Raw genomic sequence first — 16,791 nt, 5'->3', positions numbered from 1 at the left:
TGTAGGGAGTACCCACGGGCCAGTTGAATTCTCGATGCTGCGCAAGAATGGGCGGGTTAATTCTTGAGTGCGTCTATTGCTTCATCTCGAGAATCGTGCACGGCAATGATTTGATCAAAGCCGCTGATCTCGAATATCTCTCGAATTGATTCTGAGAGCGAGCAGACGGCAAACTTCGCGTCTTGCTTCTGCAACGACTTGGCTGTTAGGAGGATAACTCGCAAGCCGGCACTACTGATATACGAAACTTCTTCCAGGTCCAAGACGACGGCACGCTCACTCGAGTCAATGGCGGCGTCTAAGGCATCCTGAAATTCACGGGCATTCGCCCCATCAATGCGACCATCGGTCTTTGCAATCAGTGTGTTATCTTGCCGCTCCGTAGTTACTCCCATTGGGCGCATCTCCTTAACATTGCAACTTGGTCTTGCTGAACACCATACCTGAACTCTAAGTCGTTCTCAACCTCTAAATCCTGCACGTGACTTATGACAGCAAGGGCGGGAACATACCGAATCCACGTCCAATTGGAACCGATGATTTTCTCGCCACAGGGTAACACGATCAATGAATTGCTCAGGCTCATTCTCGACGAACGGTCTGCGCGAGCACTCTGCTCCTTTCTCTCCACTGCCCCCTGGAAACTACAATGAAAGTCTTGTTAGGTTTCCTCACCGTCTCCCCACCGTCAATGTGCATCTCGTCTCCTCTCTAAAGAAGGGAGATGCCAAAGCAGTGCGAGGACAAAACACTTGCCCAAGATCCGAGTTATCCCCAGTTGTGTAGCCACTCGGTTCATTGGGTGCAATAATTCTACAATATTTTCTGCCGACCAATTAGCCAGAGACCACCAAATCGTAGAATCATCACTGTGATTTCTGGCCATTAACCTACCAATTGGGAGTGCCCATGTCAAGCTAACATATAGAATGGAAGCTGTTTGAAATCGCATTGGCGTGGTTACGGAAATTGCAGCCCTATTTCTGGGTGTCGCATAGGCAACCGAGTAGCTGGCTGCATGTAGATTCTCATCCCTAAAGAGTTAGAGCCGGCCGAGAAACTTGCATCGTCGACGAGCACGAGGTTGAAGACATGTCCCAGGAACCTCTAATCCTCCTTGTATGTACTGTCTTGTTTGGGTTACGAGTGCTGGGACAAGTGGTAGTCGTCTTGTTCTCGCCTCGCTGGTTGCCTGCGATGGAACACTGGTACTCGGGATTGATGCCCTACCGCTACCTGCTCCCTGCGCAGCTAATTCTGTTTTCGCTCCTGGCAGTCATTGCTGCCGACGTTTACCGGACTGAGGGTCTCTTTGCTTCGAGCTGGTGGGGCATGTTGGCGACGCCCCTCAGGGCTGCCGCAGCAGTCTACTTCGGTGCGATGTTAGCGCGCTATATTCTAACGATGAAGCTCAAGCCGGAAAGGAGATGGCTCAAACGGACGATCCCAATCTGGTTTCATATGGTGTTGGCAACAGCGCTTTGGTCCTTTGGCAGCTATCACAGCCTTTGACGGCTCAACACTACCCGGGCAATCCGCTTTGCGTCCACGGCGATATTGTAGAGACCGCCCCTGCCATCGTAGTTGTGACCAATGAAGTAGAGATTAGGGAATTCAAGGCTTCTCACGCGGTCTCGTCGTTTAGCGAATCCGCAAGCATCTCTGGCGTTGTAAGCTCCCATCCACTCAATGGACGACCTGTATCCGGTAGCCAGAATCACCGCGTCGAACGCGTGTTGTGTGCCATCAGCAAATGTCGCTCCATCCGGCGTGAAACGATCGATGCCAGGCAGGAGGGCGATAGCACCAGATCGCACGGCGTTGGCCAGCTTCATACCGATGAGGGGTACGTCCGGGCAATTGCCGAACCCCTTTTTGCGCGGGATTGGGTTGCCGCCCCGGACTACGGCTCCCACGAGCCCAAACGTCCGTGTCAATCGCTGTTGGATTGGACGAGGCAGCCAGGAGATTGCCCACCCCAGGTATTGGCTCGGAAGCCCAACGACGCTTCGAGGCACGTTGTTCACTCCCGAACGGACAGATATCGCCACACGTACACCGGCACTTGCAAGCTCCGCCGCAATCTCCGCTCCGGAATTGCCTACGCCAACGACTAACACACGCTGGTGTAAGAATGGCGATGGCCTCCTGTAGTCCGAACTGTGGATGAGGTATCCCTCGAAAGATTCCGACCTAAGTTGGCTGGGCACAAGCGGCGACGACATGATGCCGGTTGCTACGACTACGGCGCGCGCCGTAACCCAACCTTCACTCGTCTTGATTCTCCATGTGTCCGCTTGCCGCTCAAGCGCCTGCACCTCTACACCAACCCGCAGGGGCAGACTGAATTGCGCCACGTAGTCTTTGAGATAATCCATGAATTCCCCACGTGAAGGGAAAAGGCTGGTCCCACTTGGGTACGGCATTCCAGGCAACGCGCTCAGGTGCTTGCCGGTGTGCAGGCGGAGACTCTCGTACGTCTTGCTCCACATCCAACCGGGGTAACCGCCCTTCTCAAGAACCACGCTTGCGATACCCCGCTTGCCCAACTGCTGGGCGGCGGCAAGCCCCCCAGGTCCCCCGCCGACAATTGCGACGTCTATGTCTGGCGCGTCGGGTGACGATGCTGCCGGGTTACGTAGCGTTGGCTGCGACAACTAAAGAATCCTCACTCGAAATTCTGACAAGTACACTACTTTGTGTCCCCTATGCCTTCTCTTATGTGTAGCTTCCTCGAACATCAATGCACCCCAAGTCGTTTGTCCAGGATAGCGGCGACCGTGCTCATTTTCAAAGTAGTACACTACTGAAAACCTCAGTGCGTGCAGGCTGATGTATGTTAAGCAAAGCGGGTATGCGGCGAGAAGTGTAACGACGAGGGTGGAATGCGAATCCTTATCACAGGCGGGAACGGACAGCTAGCGTACGACCTCAGGCTCTCACTCTCTCAATATGAAGTACTTGCGCCGCCGCGCCAGGACCTAGACATTTGCAACGCCGGCCGGACCGCTGAGATTGTTCGTTCATTCAGGCCGGATGTGCTCATTAATACCGCTGCCTTTCATCGCGTAGACGACTGTGAGGCACAAGCGGAGACCGCCTTTGCCACGAATGCTCTCGCCGTACGTCATCTCGCCCAACTCTGTGCAGAGCAGAATGCACGATTTGTGCACTTCAGCACAGACTACGTGTTTGGCGGTCAGGCGAAACGCGCTCCACTAACCGAAGACGATCCACCGGCGCCCCTGTCCGTCTATGGGACTTCCAAGCTGGCCGGAGAGTATCTTGCGCAAGTTACGTGGCGGAGAGCGGTGATAGTGCGAACGTGCGGCCTGTACGGCGTTGCGGGCGCCGGCGGCAGAGGAGGCAACTTCGTCCAAACGATGCTTCGCAAGGCCGGAGAGGGGTCGGCGCTCCGGGTCGTTGATGACCAAGTGTGCACGCCTACCTCAACCAGAGACCTGGCTGAGAAAGTAGCGTGGTTGATTGGGCAAGACATTTCAGGCGTCGTCCACATAACCAACGCCGGTTCGTGCACCTGGTACGAATTCGCCAAAACAATCTTTGCGTTAGTGGGCGTCGACGCAGCGCTTTCTCCGACATCGTCGAAGAAGTACGTTACGCCGGCGGCGCGCCCTCCCTACTCCGTATTGGCAAACGAGCGGCTGGCAGCCCTCCATCAGGACGACCTTCGGCCCTGGCAAGATGCGCTTGCCGACCATTTGGCAGCCCTGCGAGCGGGATCGCGAGGGTAGCAACAGCCGGTAACCTCCGAACGGGCTCTCCAGACAGCGACAAACTACCTAGGTTCGTCAATGTCGCCATGTCTGTGACAGAGATAAGTAGCGGCCAAACGCGCGAGCGCCGCGAGTGAATCTACCTAAGAGACTGGGCCGGAAACGCGAACACTTTGAGCCCAGCGCACCGAAATAACGACCTTGCGCTCATCTGTACTCAGTAGTAGCTGTCCTGCTCGCAGGTCAATGTCTTCGACCAAGACTGGCGATCCTGGCAGCAGGCCCTGGCTATGTGCAAAGCGGAGAAGATCGCCGTCGTCTTCACCTTCTTCGGTGATGCGGAGAATCACGACGCTCTCCCCCACCCTTGTTTCTGTCAGCTTTCGTGCGCCTAGCAACCGTTCCTCATCCGGCGACCCTGGAAACGGGTTCCCATGTGGGCACGTTGTCGGCTCTCCAAGACTCTCGAATAGGTAGGTTTCTAATTTAGATGAAAGTGCGTGTTCCAGGCGTTCCGCTTCATCATCGGCATCGGCCCAATCGAACCCCAACGTATCAACCAGTAGCCTCTCAATTAGGTAGTGCCGGCGAATAATCGATTCAGCTATGCTACGCCCTTCAGGCGTCAATTGAAGACCCCAGTCGTGGTCAATGACGGCGAGCCCCTGTCGCTCCATGCGTTGGAAAGCCTGTGTCACCGCCGACGCGGAAACTCCCAGCCGTTCTGCCAGGCGAGATCCAACTACTCGTGACCCCTCGCGAAGCGTCGTGTACACGCGAATCAGATATTCGCCTTGTACTGAACTCATCTCAAATTCTGGTGGATTCTGTGACATTGTCCCCAATCTGACTAGAAACTTCATTCGATTCAGTCTCTACCGGAAATCTTCGAATCCTTCCTCATTGAGATGCAACACCGAGCCGAGAGTCACTCACAAAGCCAAATGCAAAGTGCCTGGAAACGCCCTGACACTCTACCCATTGCAACTCTACCCTATTCTTGGAATGTCAACAGTGTTAAGTGTGAGACTTGTTGGTCGGTGGGAACGAAACACGCTAGATACTACTAATCTTAACAGGAACTCTGCGGATGGCGCTTCCCCGGACCCCTCTCGCGAACCCAGCAAGTCAGTCCTGGCGTGTCTAAAGCCTAGGGAGCCTTCCCAAGGACTCGGTGAACGCCTGAAAGACCATTATTGGAATGGAGAAGAGGCCCAGCATCCAGCCGATGAACAGGCCGTTGCGCAGACTCAACGTCTGCCCACCTTCTTTTAAGGAGAGTGCGAGTGCGATGGGCAAGAAAGAAAAGAACAATCCCCCAATCAAAACGAACAATGCATAGTCCTCACCGGCGGTTCCGATTAGGCGGTCCAAGTTCAGTAGCGGCCGCGTAGGCTGGGTGAACCTATCAAGTTGCGGTACTACATTTAGTAGCAAGACGCCGAGCGACCACAGCCACGTTGTCGAGCCCACCGCGCTGCACATGGCGCCCGCGACAAAGCCGCCGAGAAATCCCAGAGGGTCGCTTTCTTCAATGTGTTGCTCCGGTCGATGCTCAGGAAGTCTTTGGGGGCCTCTCTCGGTATCATTCATTGCATACTCTGTCATGCGCATGACGACATCCTCCCATACCGTTATTGTACCGCCACGGCGGCGCTTGCGTCTAAACAGGTAATGCAGCGAAAGGTGATGGTATACTTATGGGCGGACACAGTCCCACCTTCGCAATACTCACTCCGGGTAGAGTTGTGCAACCTGCTACCAGCACCCTTCTGTTTGCCCTTTTCTCTGCGACAGTTGTTGCTTTACTCCTGACCGACGCCGTGCGACGTACGGCGCTGCGTATGCAATGGTTGGATCAGCCTGGCGTAGGGAGGGTGCACAAGAGGCCGGTTCCACGGATTGGCGGTCTCGCCATCTTTGCGGCATTTGCCGGCATCTTACTTGCAACGGTGTGGCTGCGCGAGGATCTGTCGTTAGACCCGAAGATCCTGGGTCTTCTGCTGGGCGCCGGCTTGATTACGCTCGTCATGTTCATTGATGACGTTCGCGGCCTACCACCCCTTCCCAAATTCATCGCGCAGGTTGCCGCGGCCGGTATAGCTGTCTTTTTCGGGATTTTCATTGAATTCGTCCGCGATCCATTCGGTGGAAACATCTCCTTCTTGAGTGGCATTGCTACCTACATGGACGGCCACATTTTCTTTCCTTATTGGCTGTCGGTGTTCATCACGCTCTTTTGGATTGTAGGCATGATGAATGCTATAAATTTCGTAGACGGCTATGACGGACTGGCCGGAGGGCTCTCGTTCATTGGGGCGGGAGTGCTCTTTTTCCTCAGTATGTCGTTGCAGCAATTCAGCTTAGCGTTTCTGCCGCTCATCCTCGCCGGAGCGATCCTCGGCTTTCTTCCCTTCAATGTCTATCGTGCGCGCATCATCATGGGCGACAGCGGGGCCCATTTCCTCGGTTTCGCCCTAGGCACTATAGCCATCATTGGTGGAGCAAAACTAGCCACGACATTACTGATCTTTGGGGTACCCGCCATTGACGTGGCGTGGTCTATTATTCGCCGTACATTGCGAGGCGGCCGCTTCTACCAACGGGATACGAGCCACTTGCATCATCGCCTGTCGGAACTAGGGCTGCCTCCCCTTGGCATTGCGCTCGTCTACTGGTCGCTGGCGGCCGCTTTTGGCGCGATAGCGTTATTGCTGCCCACGCCGCTGCAGAAGATCTACGCGTTGGGCATTCTTGGTGTCATCGTTGCTGCTTTGCTCATAGTTCTTGCGCGCAGTGGCAAGTCCAAATAGCCGCCATAACTCCGCTTACAAGGAGAATGTATGCGCTACCGCGTTCTCATCACCGATTACGTTTGGCCCGCGCTGGACAGAGAGCGAACAGTCCTCGAGCCGCTTGGCGTCGAGTTGGTCCCATCACCAAGTGGTGATGAAGAGACTTTGGTACAACTTGCCGCTGGCGTTGACGGCATCATGACGTGTTTTGCCTCCGTCACACCTGCAGTCGTGCGCGCTACAGATCAGCTCAGAGTCATAGCGCGGTACGGCATCGGCGTAGACAACATTGCTGTGGACGTAGCCACGGGCCGCGACGTAGTAGTAACGAATGTGCCGGACTACTGTGTGGAGGAAGTAGCAGAACACACGCTTGCCCTCCTCTTCGCCTGCGCCCGGCGACTAACCCGCTACGATAGAGCGGTGCGCGCAGAGAATTGGAATAGCAAAGTGGGCATGCCGCTCTTCCGCATCCATGGCAAGACATTGGGTATTGTCGGCTTTGGACAGACCGGCCGCCGGGTGGCGGCCAAAGCGCACGCTCTGGGACTGCGGGTGCTTGCGTACAGCCCTCATTTGACGTCTGGGGATGCCCAACGAGCAGGCTGCCGCGCAGTCAGCTTGCCAGACTTGCTGAAAGAGTGTGACTTTGTCAGCTTGCATCTTCCTCTCACACCTGAAACCACGCTCATGTTCGATCGGGAGCGATTCCGCCTCATGAAACCTGGCGCGATCTTCATCAATACCTCCCGCGGCGGCTTGGTCGAGAGTGCTGCCTTGGCAGAGGCGCTTGGTGCCGGGCACATTGCCGCTGCCGGAGTCGACGTGCTTCCCCAGGAACCGCCTGACCCGAGCGACCCGCTCCTCAAACAGGAGAACCTGATCGTCTCTCCCCACGTCGCCTTCTATAGTGAGGAGTCGCTTGCGGCTCTGCAGACGCGCACAGCCCAGGCAGTCGCCCAGGTACTGCAAGCGAATATGCCGGAAAGTGTCGTCAATCCGGAGGTCTTGGCGCGCGTAACGCTACAACAATCTGCAAGCGATTAGTTGCTGAGACGGAAAGAGTAGGCCTATGTTTGACTTGTCGGGACAAGTAGCCATAGTGACGGGGGGCGCATTGGGAATCGGTGGCGCTACCGCGCGACGGCTGGCCGCCGACGGCGGAAAGGTCCTCATTGCTGACATCAACGAGGAAGCGGCAAGGGAGAATGCCTCCGGCATTCGTGAGGCGGGCGGTGAGGCTGAAGTTGTGTTGGCAGATGTGGGTGACCACGCCGACATCGTCAAAACCATCGACAGGGCCGTGGAGCATTGGGGACGGGTGGATATTCTTGTGAATAACGCGTACTCCCCGACGTCGGCCCAAGACACGAGCATTCTCGAGACGACAGAAGAAGCCTGGGATTCCGGCTTAGCGGTAATGGCCAAAGCCCTCTTCCTCGCCAGCAAGTACGCAGTTCCGCACATTGAGAAGAATGGGGGCGGCAACATCATCAATATCTCGTCCGTGCATGGCCTCTTACAATCGCCCGGCTTTCTCGTCTACGAAGCGAGCAAGAGTGCAGTGATCGGCATGACACGTCAGATGGCAATTGATCTCGGCCCGCGTGGCATTCGCGTGAACGCTATCTGCCCGGGCCACATTGTCACCGAGAATATCCAGGCCCGCATGTGGGAGGACAATCCAAGCGGCTACGCGTTCTTTGAAGAGCAGTACCCCCTGCGGCGCTGCGGGAAGCCGGAGGAAATTGCCAGCGCAATCGCGTTCCTCTGCTCGGCACAGGCGAGTTTCATTACGGGTCACGCCCTGGTAGTTGACGGTGGTCTCAGCATTCAGTTGCAGGAGAATCTCGGTGTTCGCCTCGCACACTACATGCAAGAGAATCCAGACACCCAACTCCCTTACTGATGCTCGTGTCATGGGTCGCGAGAAGGAGTGAGAAGGCCCGGGAGAGGCTCGGCATGGGAGTGCCGCGCCTAATGTTAGCGCGTACCTTGTTTTCTTGAATTCGCTCGAACATCCGCTTGCCCTTACATTTAGAGTATTCAAGCGTTGAACGGCGCGTGACGTAGACACGAGCCCAACACGTTCTCCCGCTTACGCGTGCCGGGTATCCAGCCTTACTTCTGAAGGCTGCGATAGAGGGCTTGGCTGCAATTGTTACGGGGAGAGTGACGTTGAACGCCGGAGAGCACAGTAAGCCCAAAGAGATTCCACGTAGGAGCAACGATAACGTGACCGCACCACCTCGGATCGGCATTCTTGGCATCGGTCAGCGCGGATTGCAACACCTGGCAGCGCTTTGGCGTTTGCAGGAAGAGGGAGTGGCTCAGGTCGCCGCGCTCGGGGACATGCACGAACCCAATCTGGTGGAAGAGAAGATCCGCCGTCATGTTCCTGATTATCGACAGGAGAGTGTCCGCCGCTACACTTCCTTAGACACGCTCCAGGCAGCAGAGGAACTAGAGGCGCTCTACGTGTGCATTCCACCTAACCGCCACAACGGCGAGGTGGTGTGCGCCGCGGAACGGGGCCTCAACCTCTTTGTGGAAAAGCCCATGAGTCTCGACCTCCAAGAAGCGCACGCCATGGATGTTGCCATTGAACGCAACAACGTCATTGCTGCAGTTGGCTTTCAGGAGCGCTACGATGCCTGGCATGCCGCAATGCACGAGTATCTGCGAGGCAAGCGCATCGTCATGGCAACCATGGTTCACACGGGAAGCGTGGAAAGCCATAACGCGAAGCACACACCGACCGAAGACCTTGGCGGACCGGCGAGCCGGGTTTGGACTGCCTTTCAAGATTGGTCCGGCAGTTCGGTCGTCGAAGCCGGCATTCACCAGACTGATTTGATGCGTTACTGGTGCGGTGAGATTGACAGCGTACAAGCTCATTACGTGCCACGGGACTCCGCACTTGCCGCTATTGAAGGCGACAATCCGACAGCCTATAGCGTGACGTACACATTTGCCAATGGGGCTGTGGGACACCTAATTATGTCGCGTTTGGCCCGAGTCTTCTATCAGGAAAGCTACATGCACGTGCTGTGGGACCACGGCCATCTGAGCCTGGAGCCCCAAGGACCGGTCGCCTACTTTCATGACGGAGCGTACACTCCTCGCACGCCGCCATCAGCCGAAGTACTGCGGCATCGATTGCCCGCAGGCAATCGCGGCGACGCCACGCTTGAAGCCAACCGCGCATTCGTTAGAGCGGTAGCGCAGGGCGACCCGTCATACATTCGCAGTCCCTTTAGCGATGCGATGTACAGTCTGGCTGCCGTGCTCGGCGCAAATGTCTCAGCCGGTCGAGACGGAGCTTCAGTTTCCATACAAGACCTACTGACACGCGCTCGCTGAGGAACGGGTTCAATGATCCAATTAATCAACCTCGCTTGTAGACAAATTAAAAAGATTGTGAAATAATGCACATGCGCGCGGAGGCTTTGAGGCGGACATCGGCGTATGCTATACTTGCTTGACGCAAGAGGAAGGACAATGCCGCCCCAGCCCAAGAAGCGCATCGAGATAGGGCCGCTGCGAGCGGGAATGTTCGCGCTCCAATTCGGCTTTGTAGTGGGCGCATTTGTGCTCGGTGGTGTTTGGGCCGGCAACTATCTTGACGAACGGTTCGGCACGGGTCCGTTGCTGGTTCTCGTAGGTATGTTAATCGGGTTATTGTTGAGCTTTGGTACGCTCTACCAGCTCTTTCGATTGCAGGTGTAGGGAGCACTATGGATTTCCTGGAAATCATTGGCTTCAAAGGACTGCACATTTCGCTGGCTGCGGAACCCCTGTTTCACATAGGCCCTATTACAATCACCAACACCATCTTTACCGCCTGGATCGTCATGGCGCTGCTGGTGATTGCCTCCATCCTTGCCACGCGTAACATGCAATTGGTCCCGAGCGGCCTACAGAATTTTGCCGAAGCCATTGTCGGCATGCTCTACGAAATTGTTGAGGGCGTCGTCGGTGCCCGCGCCCGCATCGTATTTCCTATCATTGCGACGTTCTTCATCTACATTGTTGTTGCGAACTGGATGGGACTCTTGCCAGGCTTCAACAGCATTGGCGTTTGGGGAGACGACGGCAAGGGGCACGAGATTTTCATACCGATCTTTCGAGCTGCCAACAGCGACCTCAATATGACAATCGGTATGGCGTTGATCGCTTTCATTCTCATCCACTCCGCGGGACTAATCGTTCACAAGCCACTGGGATACCTAAAGCACCTGGCAGGCCCCCTGCCAATACTGATCCTGATAAACATTGCGATCGAATCTTTTGTGCCGGTGTCGCTCTCAGTCCGTCTTTTTGGCAATATCTTTGCTGGAGAAGTCTTGCTCTTGGTGATGCGCATACCGTTGGTAGGAGCCGCTTTCATGGTCTTGGAGGTTCTCTTCGGACTAATCCAAGCGCTCATCTTCACCATGCTCACACTAATCTTCCTTGGACTGGCCATGAGCGGTGAACATGAACACGAGGAAGCGCATTCCTAGGGTTTTGTCACGCGTAAGAGCAGTTAGGTTTATCGTACCGAACTAGTAGTGGTAAGAGTAAGGAGAAGAGGAATCCATGGATCCGGAAACTGCTGCAAAGTTGGCTGCGGGTATCGCAATGGGCGTCGGAGCTATTGGTCCGGGCTTGGGCATCGGAATTGCGGTGCGCGGCGCTATGGAGGCAATTGGTCGCAATCCAGAAGCCGCGAATGACGTTCGCAACACCCTTATCATTGGTGCGGGCCTCGCCGAGGCGATTGCAATCTACTCGTTGCTAACGGCGATCCTGCTTATTTTCCTAGGGTAAGGCATTCGAGAATCGCACTGCCGATTCTAGATAGACTCGAGATACATCAGGCAAAAGGGAGAAGGTACCGCTATGGGCGAGCTTGGGATCAACCCGTTCTATCTCGCCTTCCAGATCATCAACTTTCTGCTTCTCGTCTTTCTGCTGCACCGTCTGCTTTACCGCCCCGTGCTAAACATGCTCGATCAGCGGAAGGAGCGTATCCGCGAGGGCCAAGAGGCAGCGGAACGTGCGCGCAGTGAGGCAGAGAATCTCCGCGAAGAGTATGAGCGCCAGCTTGAAGAGTCGCGCGCTCATGCGCGCAAGATCATCGATGACGCGACGGCGGCGGCTGAGCGCTTACGCGATGAAAGCGTCGCCAATGCTCAGCAGGAAGCGCAGCGCATTCTGGAGAGAGGCCAAGAAGAACTCCGTGCTGAAATTGGGCACGCTCGCCGTGAATTGCGCCAAGAGGTTGCGTCGCTCTCTGTCGCTGTGGCCGGAAAGCTCATTCAAGAGAGTTTCGATTCAGAGAAGGACCGCCAACTCACGGCCCGCCTCGTTGCAGATTTGGAAGAGTCGTCGTGAGCAGCGCTACCAATGTCCGCCGCTACAGCCGCGGTGTGCTGGACTTCGCGCGAAAGACGAATACCCTCGACCAATGGCGGCGTGACATGACGGCTCTCCTGGCGATTGGCGAGGACCGCACCATACGGCACTTCTTGGAAGACCCGCGCCTGTCTTTGGGGGAGCGGATGGATGCTGTGCAACGTTCAATTGGCGGCCATCTGTCTGCCGCCGGTCAGGAGCTGTTGAGAATTCTCATTGAGGATCGCGCGGTGCGCAGTCTATCGCAGCTAGCTCGACAGGTGTTGCGAGAAGCGGACCGAATTGAAGGAATAGCGCGCGTACACGTGACCAGCGCGGCACCACTGACGGAGGACTTGCGACAGCAACTCAAGAATTCGCTGGGCAGAGATGGCCGCAGCGTGCATTTGGAGGAAACAGTAGATCCCGCCATTGTTGGCGGACTTATACTACGCGAAGAAGACCGCCTGCAAGACCTTAGCGTCCGAGCGTCGCTAAGGGCGATGGAAGAGCAACTGGCGCGTGTAATCTAGCGCGCTCGGAAAGGAGAGAGGGCCTCTTGAGCATCAAGTCTGAGGATATTGCCTCCGCACTTCGCCAACAGATTGAAGCGTTCGATCGCCCGAGCGAGGCGGTTGACGTCGGCACCGTGGTTGAAGCGGGAGACGGCATTGCTCGTATCTTCGGCCTTTCCGGAGTTATGAGCAGTGAAATCTTGGAGTTCTCCAACGGAGTCTTTGGTCTCGCATTGAATTTGGAAGAAGACACCGTCGGTGCGGTCATCATGGGCCCTTACGAGGAGATCAAAGAGGGTGACGAGGTGCGAGGCACCGGACGCGTTATGTCCGTCCCTATCGGACCTGAACTCGCCGGACGGGTGGTCAATTCGCTAGGTCAACCCGTGGACGGCAAAGGGCCGATCAATACGACAGAGACAAGCGTGATTGAAAAAGTGGCCCCCGGTGTCGTCACGCGAAAAAGCGTGAATGTCCCGTTGCAGACTGGAATCAAGGCCATCGACTCAATGATTCCCATTGGCCGCGGCCAGCGCGAACTTATCATCGGCGACCGTCAGACCGGAAAGACGGCGATTGCGCTGGATACAATCATTAACCAAAAGGGCAAGGATGTAGTCTGCATTTATGTCGCCATCGGTCAGAAAGAGTCAGACATCGCCAACGTCATGACGATTCTCGACCGCAACGGCGCAATGGACCACACCATCATTGTAGCCGCAGGGGCGTCCGATCCCGCGGCTCTGCTCTATCTCTCTCCATTCGCCGGGTGCACTATGGGCGAGTATTTCCGAGATAGAGGCCAGGACGCCCTGGTCATCTACGACGACCTCAGCAAGCATGCCTGGGCATATCGACAGGTATCCCTGTTGCTGCGCCGCCCACCCGGCCGTGAGGCCTATCCCGGCGACGTCTTCTATCTCCACTCGCGCTTACTGGAACGGGCTTCCTGTCTCAATGAAGACCATGGCGGCGGCACGCTGACCGCACTACCCATCATCGAGACTCAAGCCGGGGACGTATCTGCGTACATCCCCACAAATGTGATTTCGATTACGGATGGGCAGATATACCTTGAGCCGGACCTCTTCTATGCCGGCCAGCGGCCGGCCGTGAATGCCGGTATCTCGGTTTCACGCGTCGGTGGAGATGCGCAGATCAAGGCGATGAAACAGGTGGCCGGAAGGCTGCGCTTGGACATGGCGCAGTACCGTGAACTCGCCGCTTTCGCGCAAATCGGCTCGGACCTCGACCGTGTTACACGGCAGCAACTCGAACGTGGACAACGGGCGATGGAAATTTTGAAACAGCCTCAGTACGTCCCACTGTCTGTTGAAAACCAGGTAATCAGCATTTTTGCCCTGAATGCCGGTGAGTTGGACGACGTTGCTGTAAATGACATCGACCGCTTTGTCACCGAATTGCTGCAACATATCTCTGCCAGCCACCGCGAGGTAGCGGATGAGATAAGGGAATCCCAAGCCCTCCCTGAAGAGGTTGAAGAGAAATTGACGGCAGCAATCAGTCAATTCAAGCAGGATGTTTTCCAGCCTTCCGTGCAGTCAGGAGCAGCGTAAGTGCCGAGCATCCGTCAACTGCGGCGGCGCATTCGAGGCGTTCAGAATACGCGTCAGATTACGCGCGCGATGGAGCTCGTGGCGTCGAGCAGGCTGCGGCGTGCGCAAGAGAGGGTACTCGCCTCGCGGCCCTATGCGGAGCGAATTCGATCGGTCATCGACAACCTCGCCGCGGTAAGCGGGGCGCAGGAACTCCACCCATTACTTCAAGTTCGCCCCGTTTCCCACGCTGCATTGATTCTCTTTACCACCAGCCGGGGATTGTGCGGCAGTCTCAATTCCAATATGGTCCGCTCGGTGGTGCGCTTTATCCTCGATCGCGGCGTTTCCGTTGACATTATCGCTGTGGGGACTAAAGGCCCGGCTTTGCTAAGATCTGTGGGTCTCAGTAACGCGGTGTCCGCCCAATATCAAGACTTGGGCAACTATCCCAACTTGGCGGACATTCTGCCGATGTCCCGCAGCACAATCGAAGGCTTCACGAGCAAGAAGTATGACGAAGTCTATGTAGGTTTTTCCCAATTCGTAAACTTGATGCGGCAGGAGCCGACCTTGGCACGCATTCTGCCAATCACCCCTGAGGAGCTCGATCCCAGCGAGATCAGTGCATTCCATCAGGTGGACTACATCTATGAGCCAAGTCCTGACGACGTACTCTCTACGCTCTTGCCTCGGTTCATCGAGGCCCAGATCTACCGTGCGCTCCTGGAGAACATTGCAAGCGAGCACAGCGCGCGTATGATCGCGATGCGCAACGCTACCGAAAATGCGGAGGAAATCCTGCAGGACCTGACGCTCACCTATAACAAGGTACGTCAGACCGCGATCACGAACGAGGTCATAGAAATTGCGACGGCAGCGAAAGCCATTGCCGGCGTATAGGATTGAACCAAGATACTAGAGATATCCAGACTGAGGAGCGAGCATCCATGGCAGTAGAAGCGCAAGCCAATGCAAAAGGCCGCGTTGTCCAGGTACTTGGGCCGGTAGTTGACGTAGAGTTTCCAACGGACAACCTCCCCACCATCCACAATGCGATCGAACTGCAGACACCGGATGGCAGTCGGCTCGTGCTGGAAGTGGAACAGCACCTCGGCAATGACTGGGTTCGCTGTGTTGCCATGGGTCCCACGGAAGGTCTCCGCCGCGGTGTGGAAGTCATTGACACCGGAGCGCCGATTCAGGTGCCGGTCGGCGAACAGACACTGGGACGCATCTTCAACGTCATCGGCGAAGTGGTAGACGGCGGCGATCCGGTTGAAACTACGGATACCTACCCAATTCACCGCAGTTCGCCCGACCTCGAAGAGCAGAGCATCGAGGCTGAGATTTTCGAGACCGGCTTGAAAGTGGTTGACTTGGTCTGCCCCTTCCGTCGGGGCGGCAAGATCGCGGTCTTTGGCGGCGCCGGTGTCGGCAAAACGGTCATCATCATGGAATTGATCCGCAACGCCGCTGCCGAGCACCAAGGCTACTCAGTGTTCTGCGGAGTTGGCGAGCGCACGCGCGAAGGCAACGACCTTTGGAACGAAATGCGCGAAGCTGGGGTGCTGGATAAGACGGTGATGGTATTCGGCCAGATGAACGAGCCCCCGGGCGCGCGCCTGCGCGTCGGCTTGACCGGCCTTACCGTTGCCGAGTATTTCCGCGATAGCCAGGGCTTGGACTTGCTGCTTTTCATCGACAACATCTTCCGTTTTACGCAAGCGGGCTCGGAAGTCTCCGCTATGCTGGGACGCATGCCTTCGGCGGTGGGATACCAACCAACGTTGGCGACGGAGATGGGTCAGCTCCAAGAGCGCATTACCTCAACCAAACGGGGCGCCATTACCAGCCTGCAAGCGGTGTACGTGCCGGCTGACGACTATACGGACCCGGCGCCGGTTACGACCTTCGCCCACCTGGACGCCTCTATCCGCCTTGAGCGTGCTATATCCGAGCGCGGCATTTACCCCGCCATCGATCCCCTCGGCTCCACGTCGCGGGTGCTCGACCCGACGGTGGTTGGCGAAGAACACTACCAAGTGGCACGCCAGGTACAGCAAGTGCTGCAGCGCTACCAGGACTTGCAGGACATCATTGCAATTCTCGGCGTTGAGGAGCTCTCCGAAGAAGACAAGCTCACCGTGGCGCGGGCACGCCGCATGGAGCGATTCTTGTCACAGCCAATGTTCGTGGCAGAAGCCTTCACAGGCATGCCGGGCAAGTACGTGACGATTGCAGAGACTGTGCGGGGCTTCAAGGAAATTTTGGAGGGCAAGCATGACGACTTACCCGAGCAAGCCTTCTATATGACTGGTACCATTGACGAAGCAGTTGAAAACGCTGAACAGATGCAGCAAGAGTCCTAGTCATGGCATCGCTTCGCATTGAGATCATAACCGCCGAGCGTGTAGTTCTCACGGCGGAGGCAGTTGCTTCCGTGCGGGCTCCGGCATCGGAAGGCGTGGTAGGAATCTTGCCGCGCCACGCGCCGCTTATGACTGCCTTGGCCCCTGGTGAACTCATAATGCGCAAGGGTGAGGAGGAAGAATCCTTCTTTGTAACGGGAGGATTCTTGGAAGTACGGGACAATCGGGTAGCAGTCCTGGCAGATGCCTCTGAACGTGCCGAAGAGATTGATGTCGAACGCGCAGAAGAGGCGCGTCAGCGCGCCGAAGAAGCCCTCAGCGAAAAGCGTGAAGGTGCGGAACTCGCAGCCGCTGAGGCAGCCATGCGGCGTGCGCTAATTCGTCTGCGTATAGCGCAACAAGCGCGACGCAGGCGCGGTTCTTCTCAGGCGCGATGA

Annotated in this window: 19 protein-coding genes; 15 read left to right on the top strand and 4 right to left on the bottom strand. The window is 56.4% G+C overall.

The features are described 5' to 3' along the window. Positions 1–56: 56 nt before the first annotated feature. Entirely contained in the window at positions 57–395 is a 339-nt protein-coding gene (locus tag OXE05_02450; protein ID MCY4436178.1) for an STAS domain-containing protein, read from the bottom strand. Positions 396–1,158: 763 nt separating this feature from the next. On the opposite strand from OXE05_02450, the gene OXE05_02445 reads away from it, so the two are divergent. Further along, complete coding sequence (locus tag OXE05_02445) at positions 1,159–1,512, top strand: hypothetical protein (GenBank protein ID MCY4436177.1); 354 nt, start codon at positions 1,159–1,161, stop codon at positions 1,510–1,512. Here the strand turns inward: OXE05_02445 and OXE05_02440 are convergent. After that, the gene (locus tag OXE05_02440; GenBank protein ID MCY4436176.1) at positions 1,500–2,657 is read right to left on the bottom strand and encodes an NAD(P)/FAD-dependent oxidoreductase; all 1,158 of its coding nucleotides are present in this window, start codon (positions 2,655–2,657) and stop codon (positions 1,500–1,502) included. The two genes, OXE05_02445 and OXE05_02440, sit on opposite strands and share 13 nt — an antisense overlap. Before the next feature lie 228 nt (positions 2,658–2,885). Between OXE05_02440 and rfbD the strand changes: the two genes are divergently transcribed. Continuing rightward, positions 2,886–3,755 carry a dTDP-4-dehydrorhamnose reductase gene (gene rfbD / locus OXE05_02435; protein MCY4436175.1) on the top strand — a complete coding sequence of 290 codons (870 nt, stop codon included), beginning with the start codon at positions 2,886–2,888 and terminating at the stop codon, positions 3,753–3,755. Between the two features lie 125 nt (positions 3,756–3,880). On the opposite strand, the gene OXE05_02430 is transcribed toward rfbD, so the two are convergent. Further along, a complete protein-coding gene (locus OXE05_02430) occupies positions 3,881–4,546 on the bottom strand; it encodes a metal-dependent transcriptional regulator (GenBank protein MCY4436174.1) in 666 nt (221 codons plus the stop codon). 334 nt (positions 4,547–4,880) lie between these two features. Continuing rightward, positions 4,881–5,345: a hypothetical protein gene (locus OXE05_02425; protein MCY4436173.1), complete on the bottom strand. Its 465-nt coding sequence runs from the start codon at positions 5,343–5,345 to the stop codon at positions 4,881–4,883. A gap of 236 nt (positions 5,346–5,581) precedes the next feature. Here OXE05_02425 and OXE05_02420 point away from each other — a divergent pair, with 236 nt between their 5' ends. The 13 genes from OXE05_02420 to OXE05_02360 all read left to right on the top strand — a co-directional run bounded on the left by OXE05_02420 (position 5,582) and on the right by OXE05_02360 (position 16,791). Then, on the top strand, positions 5,582–6,550 hold the full coding sequence (locus OXE05_02420; GenBank protein ID MCY4436172.1) for an MraY family glycosyltransferase: 969 nt from the start codon (positions 5,582–5,584) through the stop codon (positions 6,548–6,550). Positions 6,551–6,580: 30 nt separating this feature from the next. Continuing rightward, positions 6,581–7,579, top strand: coding sequence for a C-terminal binding protein (locus OXE05_02415; protein MCY4436171.1), 999 nt, complete (start codon positions 6,581–6,583; stop codon positions 7,577–7,579). 25 nt (positions 7,580–7,604) lie between these two features. Next, positions 7,605–8,441, top strand: coding sequence for an SDR family oxidoreductase (locus tag OXE05_02410; protein ID MCY4436170.1), 837 nt, complete (start codon positions 7,605–7,607; stop codon positions 8,439–8,441). 326 nt (positions 8,442–8,767) lie between these two features. Further along, positions 8,768–9,895, top strand: coding sequence for a Gfo/Idh/MocA family oxidoreductase (locus OXE05_02405; GenBank protein ID MCY4436169.1), 1,128 nt, complete (start codon positions 8,768–8,770; stop codon positions 9,893–9,895). 138 nt (positions 9,896–10,033) lie between these two features. Next, the gene (locus OXE05_02400) at positions 10,034–10,261 is read left to right on the top strand and encodes an AtpZ/AtpI family protein (GenBank protein ID MCY4436168.1); all 228 of its coding nucleotides are present in this window, start codon (positions 10,034–10,036) and stop codon (positions 10,259–10,261) included. Positions 10,262–10,269: 8 nt separating this feature from the next. Then, positions 10,270–11,037 carry a F0F1 ATP synthase subunit A gene (atpB, locus tag OXE05_02395; GenBank protein MCY4436167.1) on the top strand — a complete coding sequence of 256 codons (768 nt, stop codon included), beginning with the start codon at positions 10,270–10,272 and terminating at the stop codon, positions 11,035–11,037. A gap of 76 nt (positions 11,038–11,113) precedes the next feature. Beyond that, positions 11,114–11,344, top strand: coding sequence for an ATP synthase F0 subunit C (gene atpE / locus OXE05_02390; GenBank protein MCY4436166.1), 231 nt, complete (start codon positions 11,114–11,116; stop codon positions 11,342–11,344). Between the two features lie 72 nt (positions 11,345–11,416). Continuing rightward, a complete protein-coding gene (gene atpF, locus OXE05_02385) occupies positions 11,417–11,911 on the top strand; it encodes a F0F1 ATP synthase subunit B (GenBank protein ID MCY4436165.1) in 495 nt (164 codons plus the stop codon). Then, the gene (atpH, locus tag OXE05_02380) at positions 11,908–12,444 is read left to right on the top strand and encodes an ATP synthase F1 subunit delta (GenBank protein MCY4436164.1); all 537 of its coding nucleotides are present in this window, start codon (positions 11,908–11,910) and stop codon (positions 12,442–12,444) included. The genes atpF and atpH overlap by 4 nt, the downstream gene beginning before the upstream one ends. Positions 12,445–12,470: 26 nt before the next feature. Continuing rightward, positions 12,471–14,003 carry a F0F1 ATP synthase subunit alpha gene (atpA, locus tag OXE05_02375; protein ID MCY4436163.1) on the top strand — a complete coding sequence of 511 codons (1,533 nt, stop codon included), beginning with the start codon at positions 12,471–12,473 and terminating at the stop codon, positions 14,001–14,003. Beyond that, on the top strand, positions 14,004–14,885 hold the full coding sequence (atpG, locus tag OXE05_02370; protein MCY4436162.1) for an ATP synthase F1 subunit gamma: 882 nt from the start codon (positions 14,004–14,006) through the stop codon (positions 14,883–14,885). Between the two features lie 47 nt (positions 14,886–14,932). After that, a complete protein-coding gene (gene atpD / locus OXE05_02365; GenBank protein ID MCY4436161.1) occupies positions 14,933–16,354 on the top strand; it encodes a F0F1 ATP synthase subunit beta in 1,422 nt (473 codons plus the stop codon). A gap of 2 nt (positions 16,355–16,356) precedes the next feature. After that, a complete protein-coding gene (locus OXE05_02360; GenBank protein ID MCY4436160.1) occupies positions 16,357–16,791 on the top strand; it encodes a F0F1 ATP synthase subunit epsilon in 435 nt (144 codons plus the stop codon).

This window comes from Chloroflexota bacterium (genome assembly GCA_026710945.1).
Taxonomy (GTDB): Bacteria; Chloroflexota; UBA11872; order VXOZ01; family VXOZ01; genus VXOZ01.
Note: the sequence above shows the minus strand (reverse complement) of the source record. Positions and strands in the feature narration are given on the sequence as shown.

Coding starts and splice junctions, on each gene's coding strand:
- OXE05_02450 (MCY4436178.1), bottom strand. CDS start 395: ATGGGAGTAACTACGGAGCGGCAAGATAACACACTGATTGCAAAGACC.
- rfbD (MCY4436175.1), top strand. CDS start 2,886: ATGCGAATCCTTATCACAGGCGGGAACGGACAGCTAGCGTACGACCTC.
- OXE05_02430 (MCY4436174.1), bottom strand. CDS start 4,546: ATGAGTTCAGTACAAGGCGAATATCTGATTCGCGTGTACACGACGCTT.
- OXE05_02425 (MCY4436173.1), bottom strand. CDS start 5,345: ATGACAGAGTATGCAATGAATGATACCGAGAGAGGCCCCCAAAGACTT.
- OXE05_02420 (MCY4436172.1), top strand. CDS start 5,582: ATGCAATGGTTGGATCAGCCTGGCGTAGGGAGGGTGCACAAGAGGCCG.
- OXE05_02415 (MCY4436171.1), top strand. CDS start 6,581: ATGCGCTACCGCGTTCTCATCACCGATTACGTTTGGCCCGCGCTGGAC.
- OXE05_02410 (MCY4436170.1), top strand. CDS start 7,605: ATGTTTGACTTGTCGGGACAAGTAGCCATAGTGACGGGGGGCGCATTG.
- OXE05_02400 (MCY4436168.1), top strand. CDS start 10,034: ATGCCGCCCCAGCCCAAGAAGCGCATCGAGATAGGGCCGCTGCGAGCG.
- atpB (MCY4436167.1), top strand. CDS start 10,270: ATGGATTTCCTGGAAATCATTGGCTTCAAAGGACTGCACATTTCGCTG.
- atpE (MCY4436166.1), top strand. CDS start 11,114: ATGGATCCGGAAACTGCTGCAAAGTTGGCTGCGGGTATCGCAATGGGC.
- atpF (MCY4436165.1), top strand. CDS start 11,417: ATGGGCGAGCTTGGGATCAACCCGTTCTATCTCGCCTTCCAGATCATC.
- atpD (MCY4436161.1), top strand. CDS start 14,933: ATGGCAGTAGAAGCGCAAGCCAATGCAAAAGGCCGCGTTGTCCAGGTA.
- OXE05_02360 (MCY4436160.1), top strand. CDS start 16,357: ATGGCATCGCTTCGCATTGAGATCATAACCGCCGAGCGTGTAGTTCTC.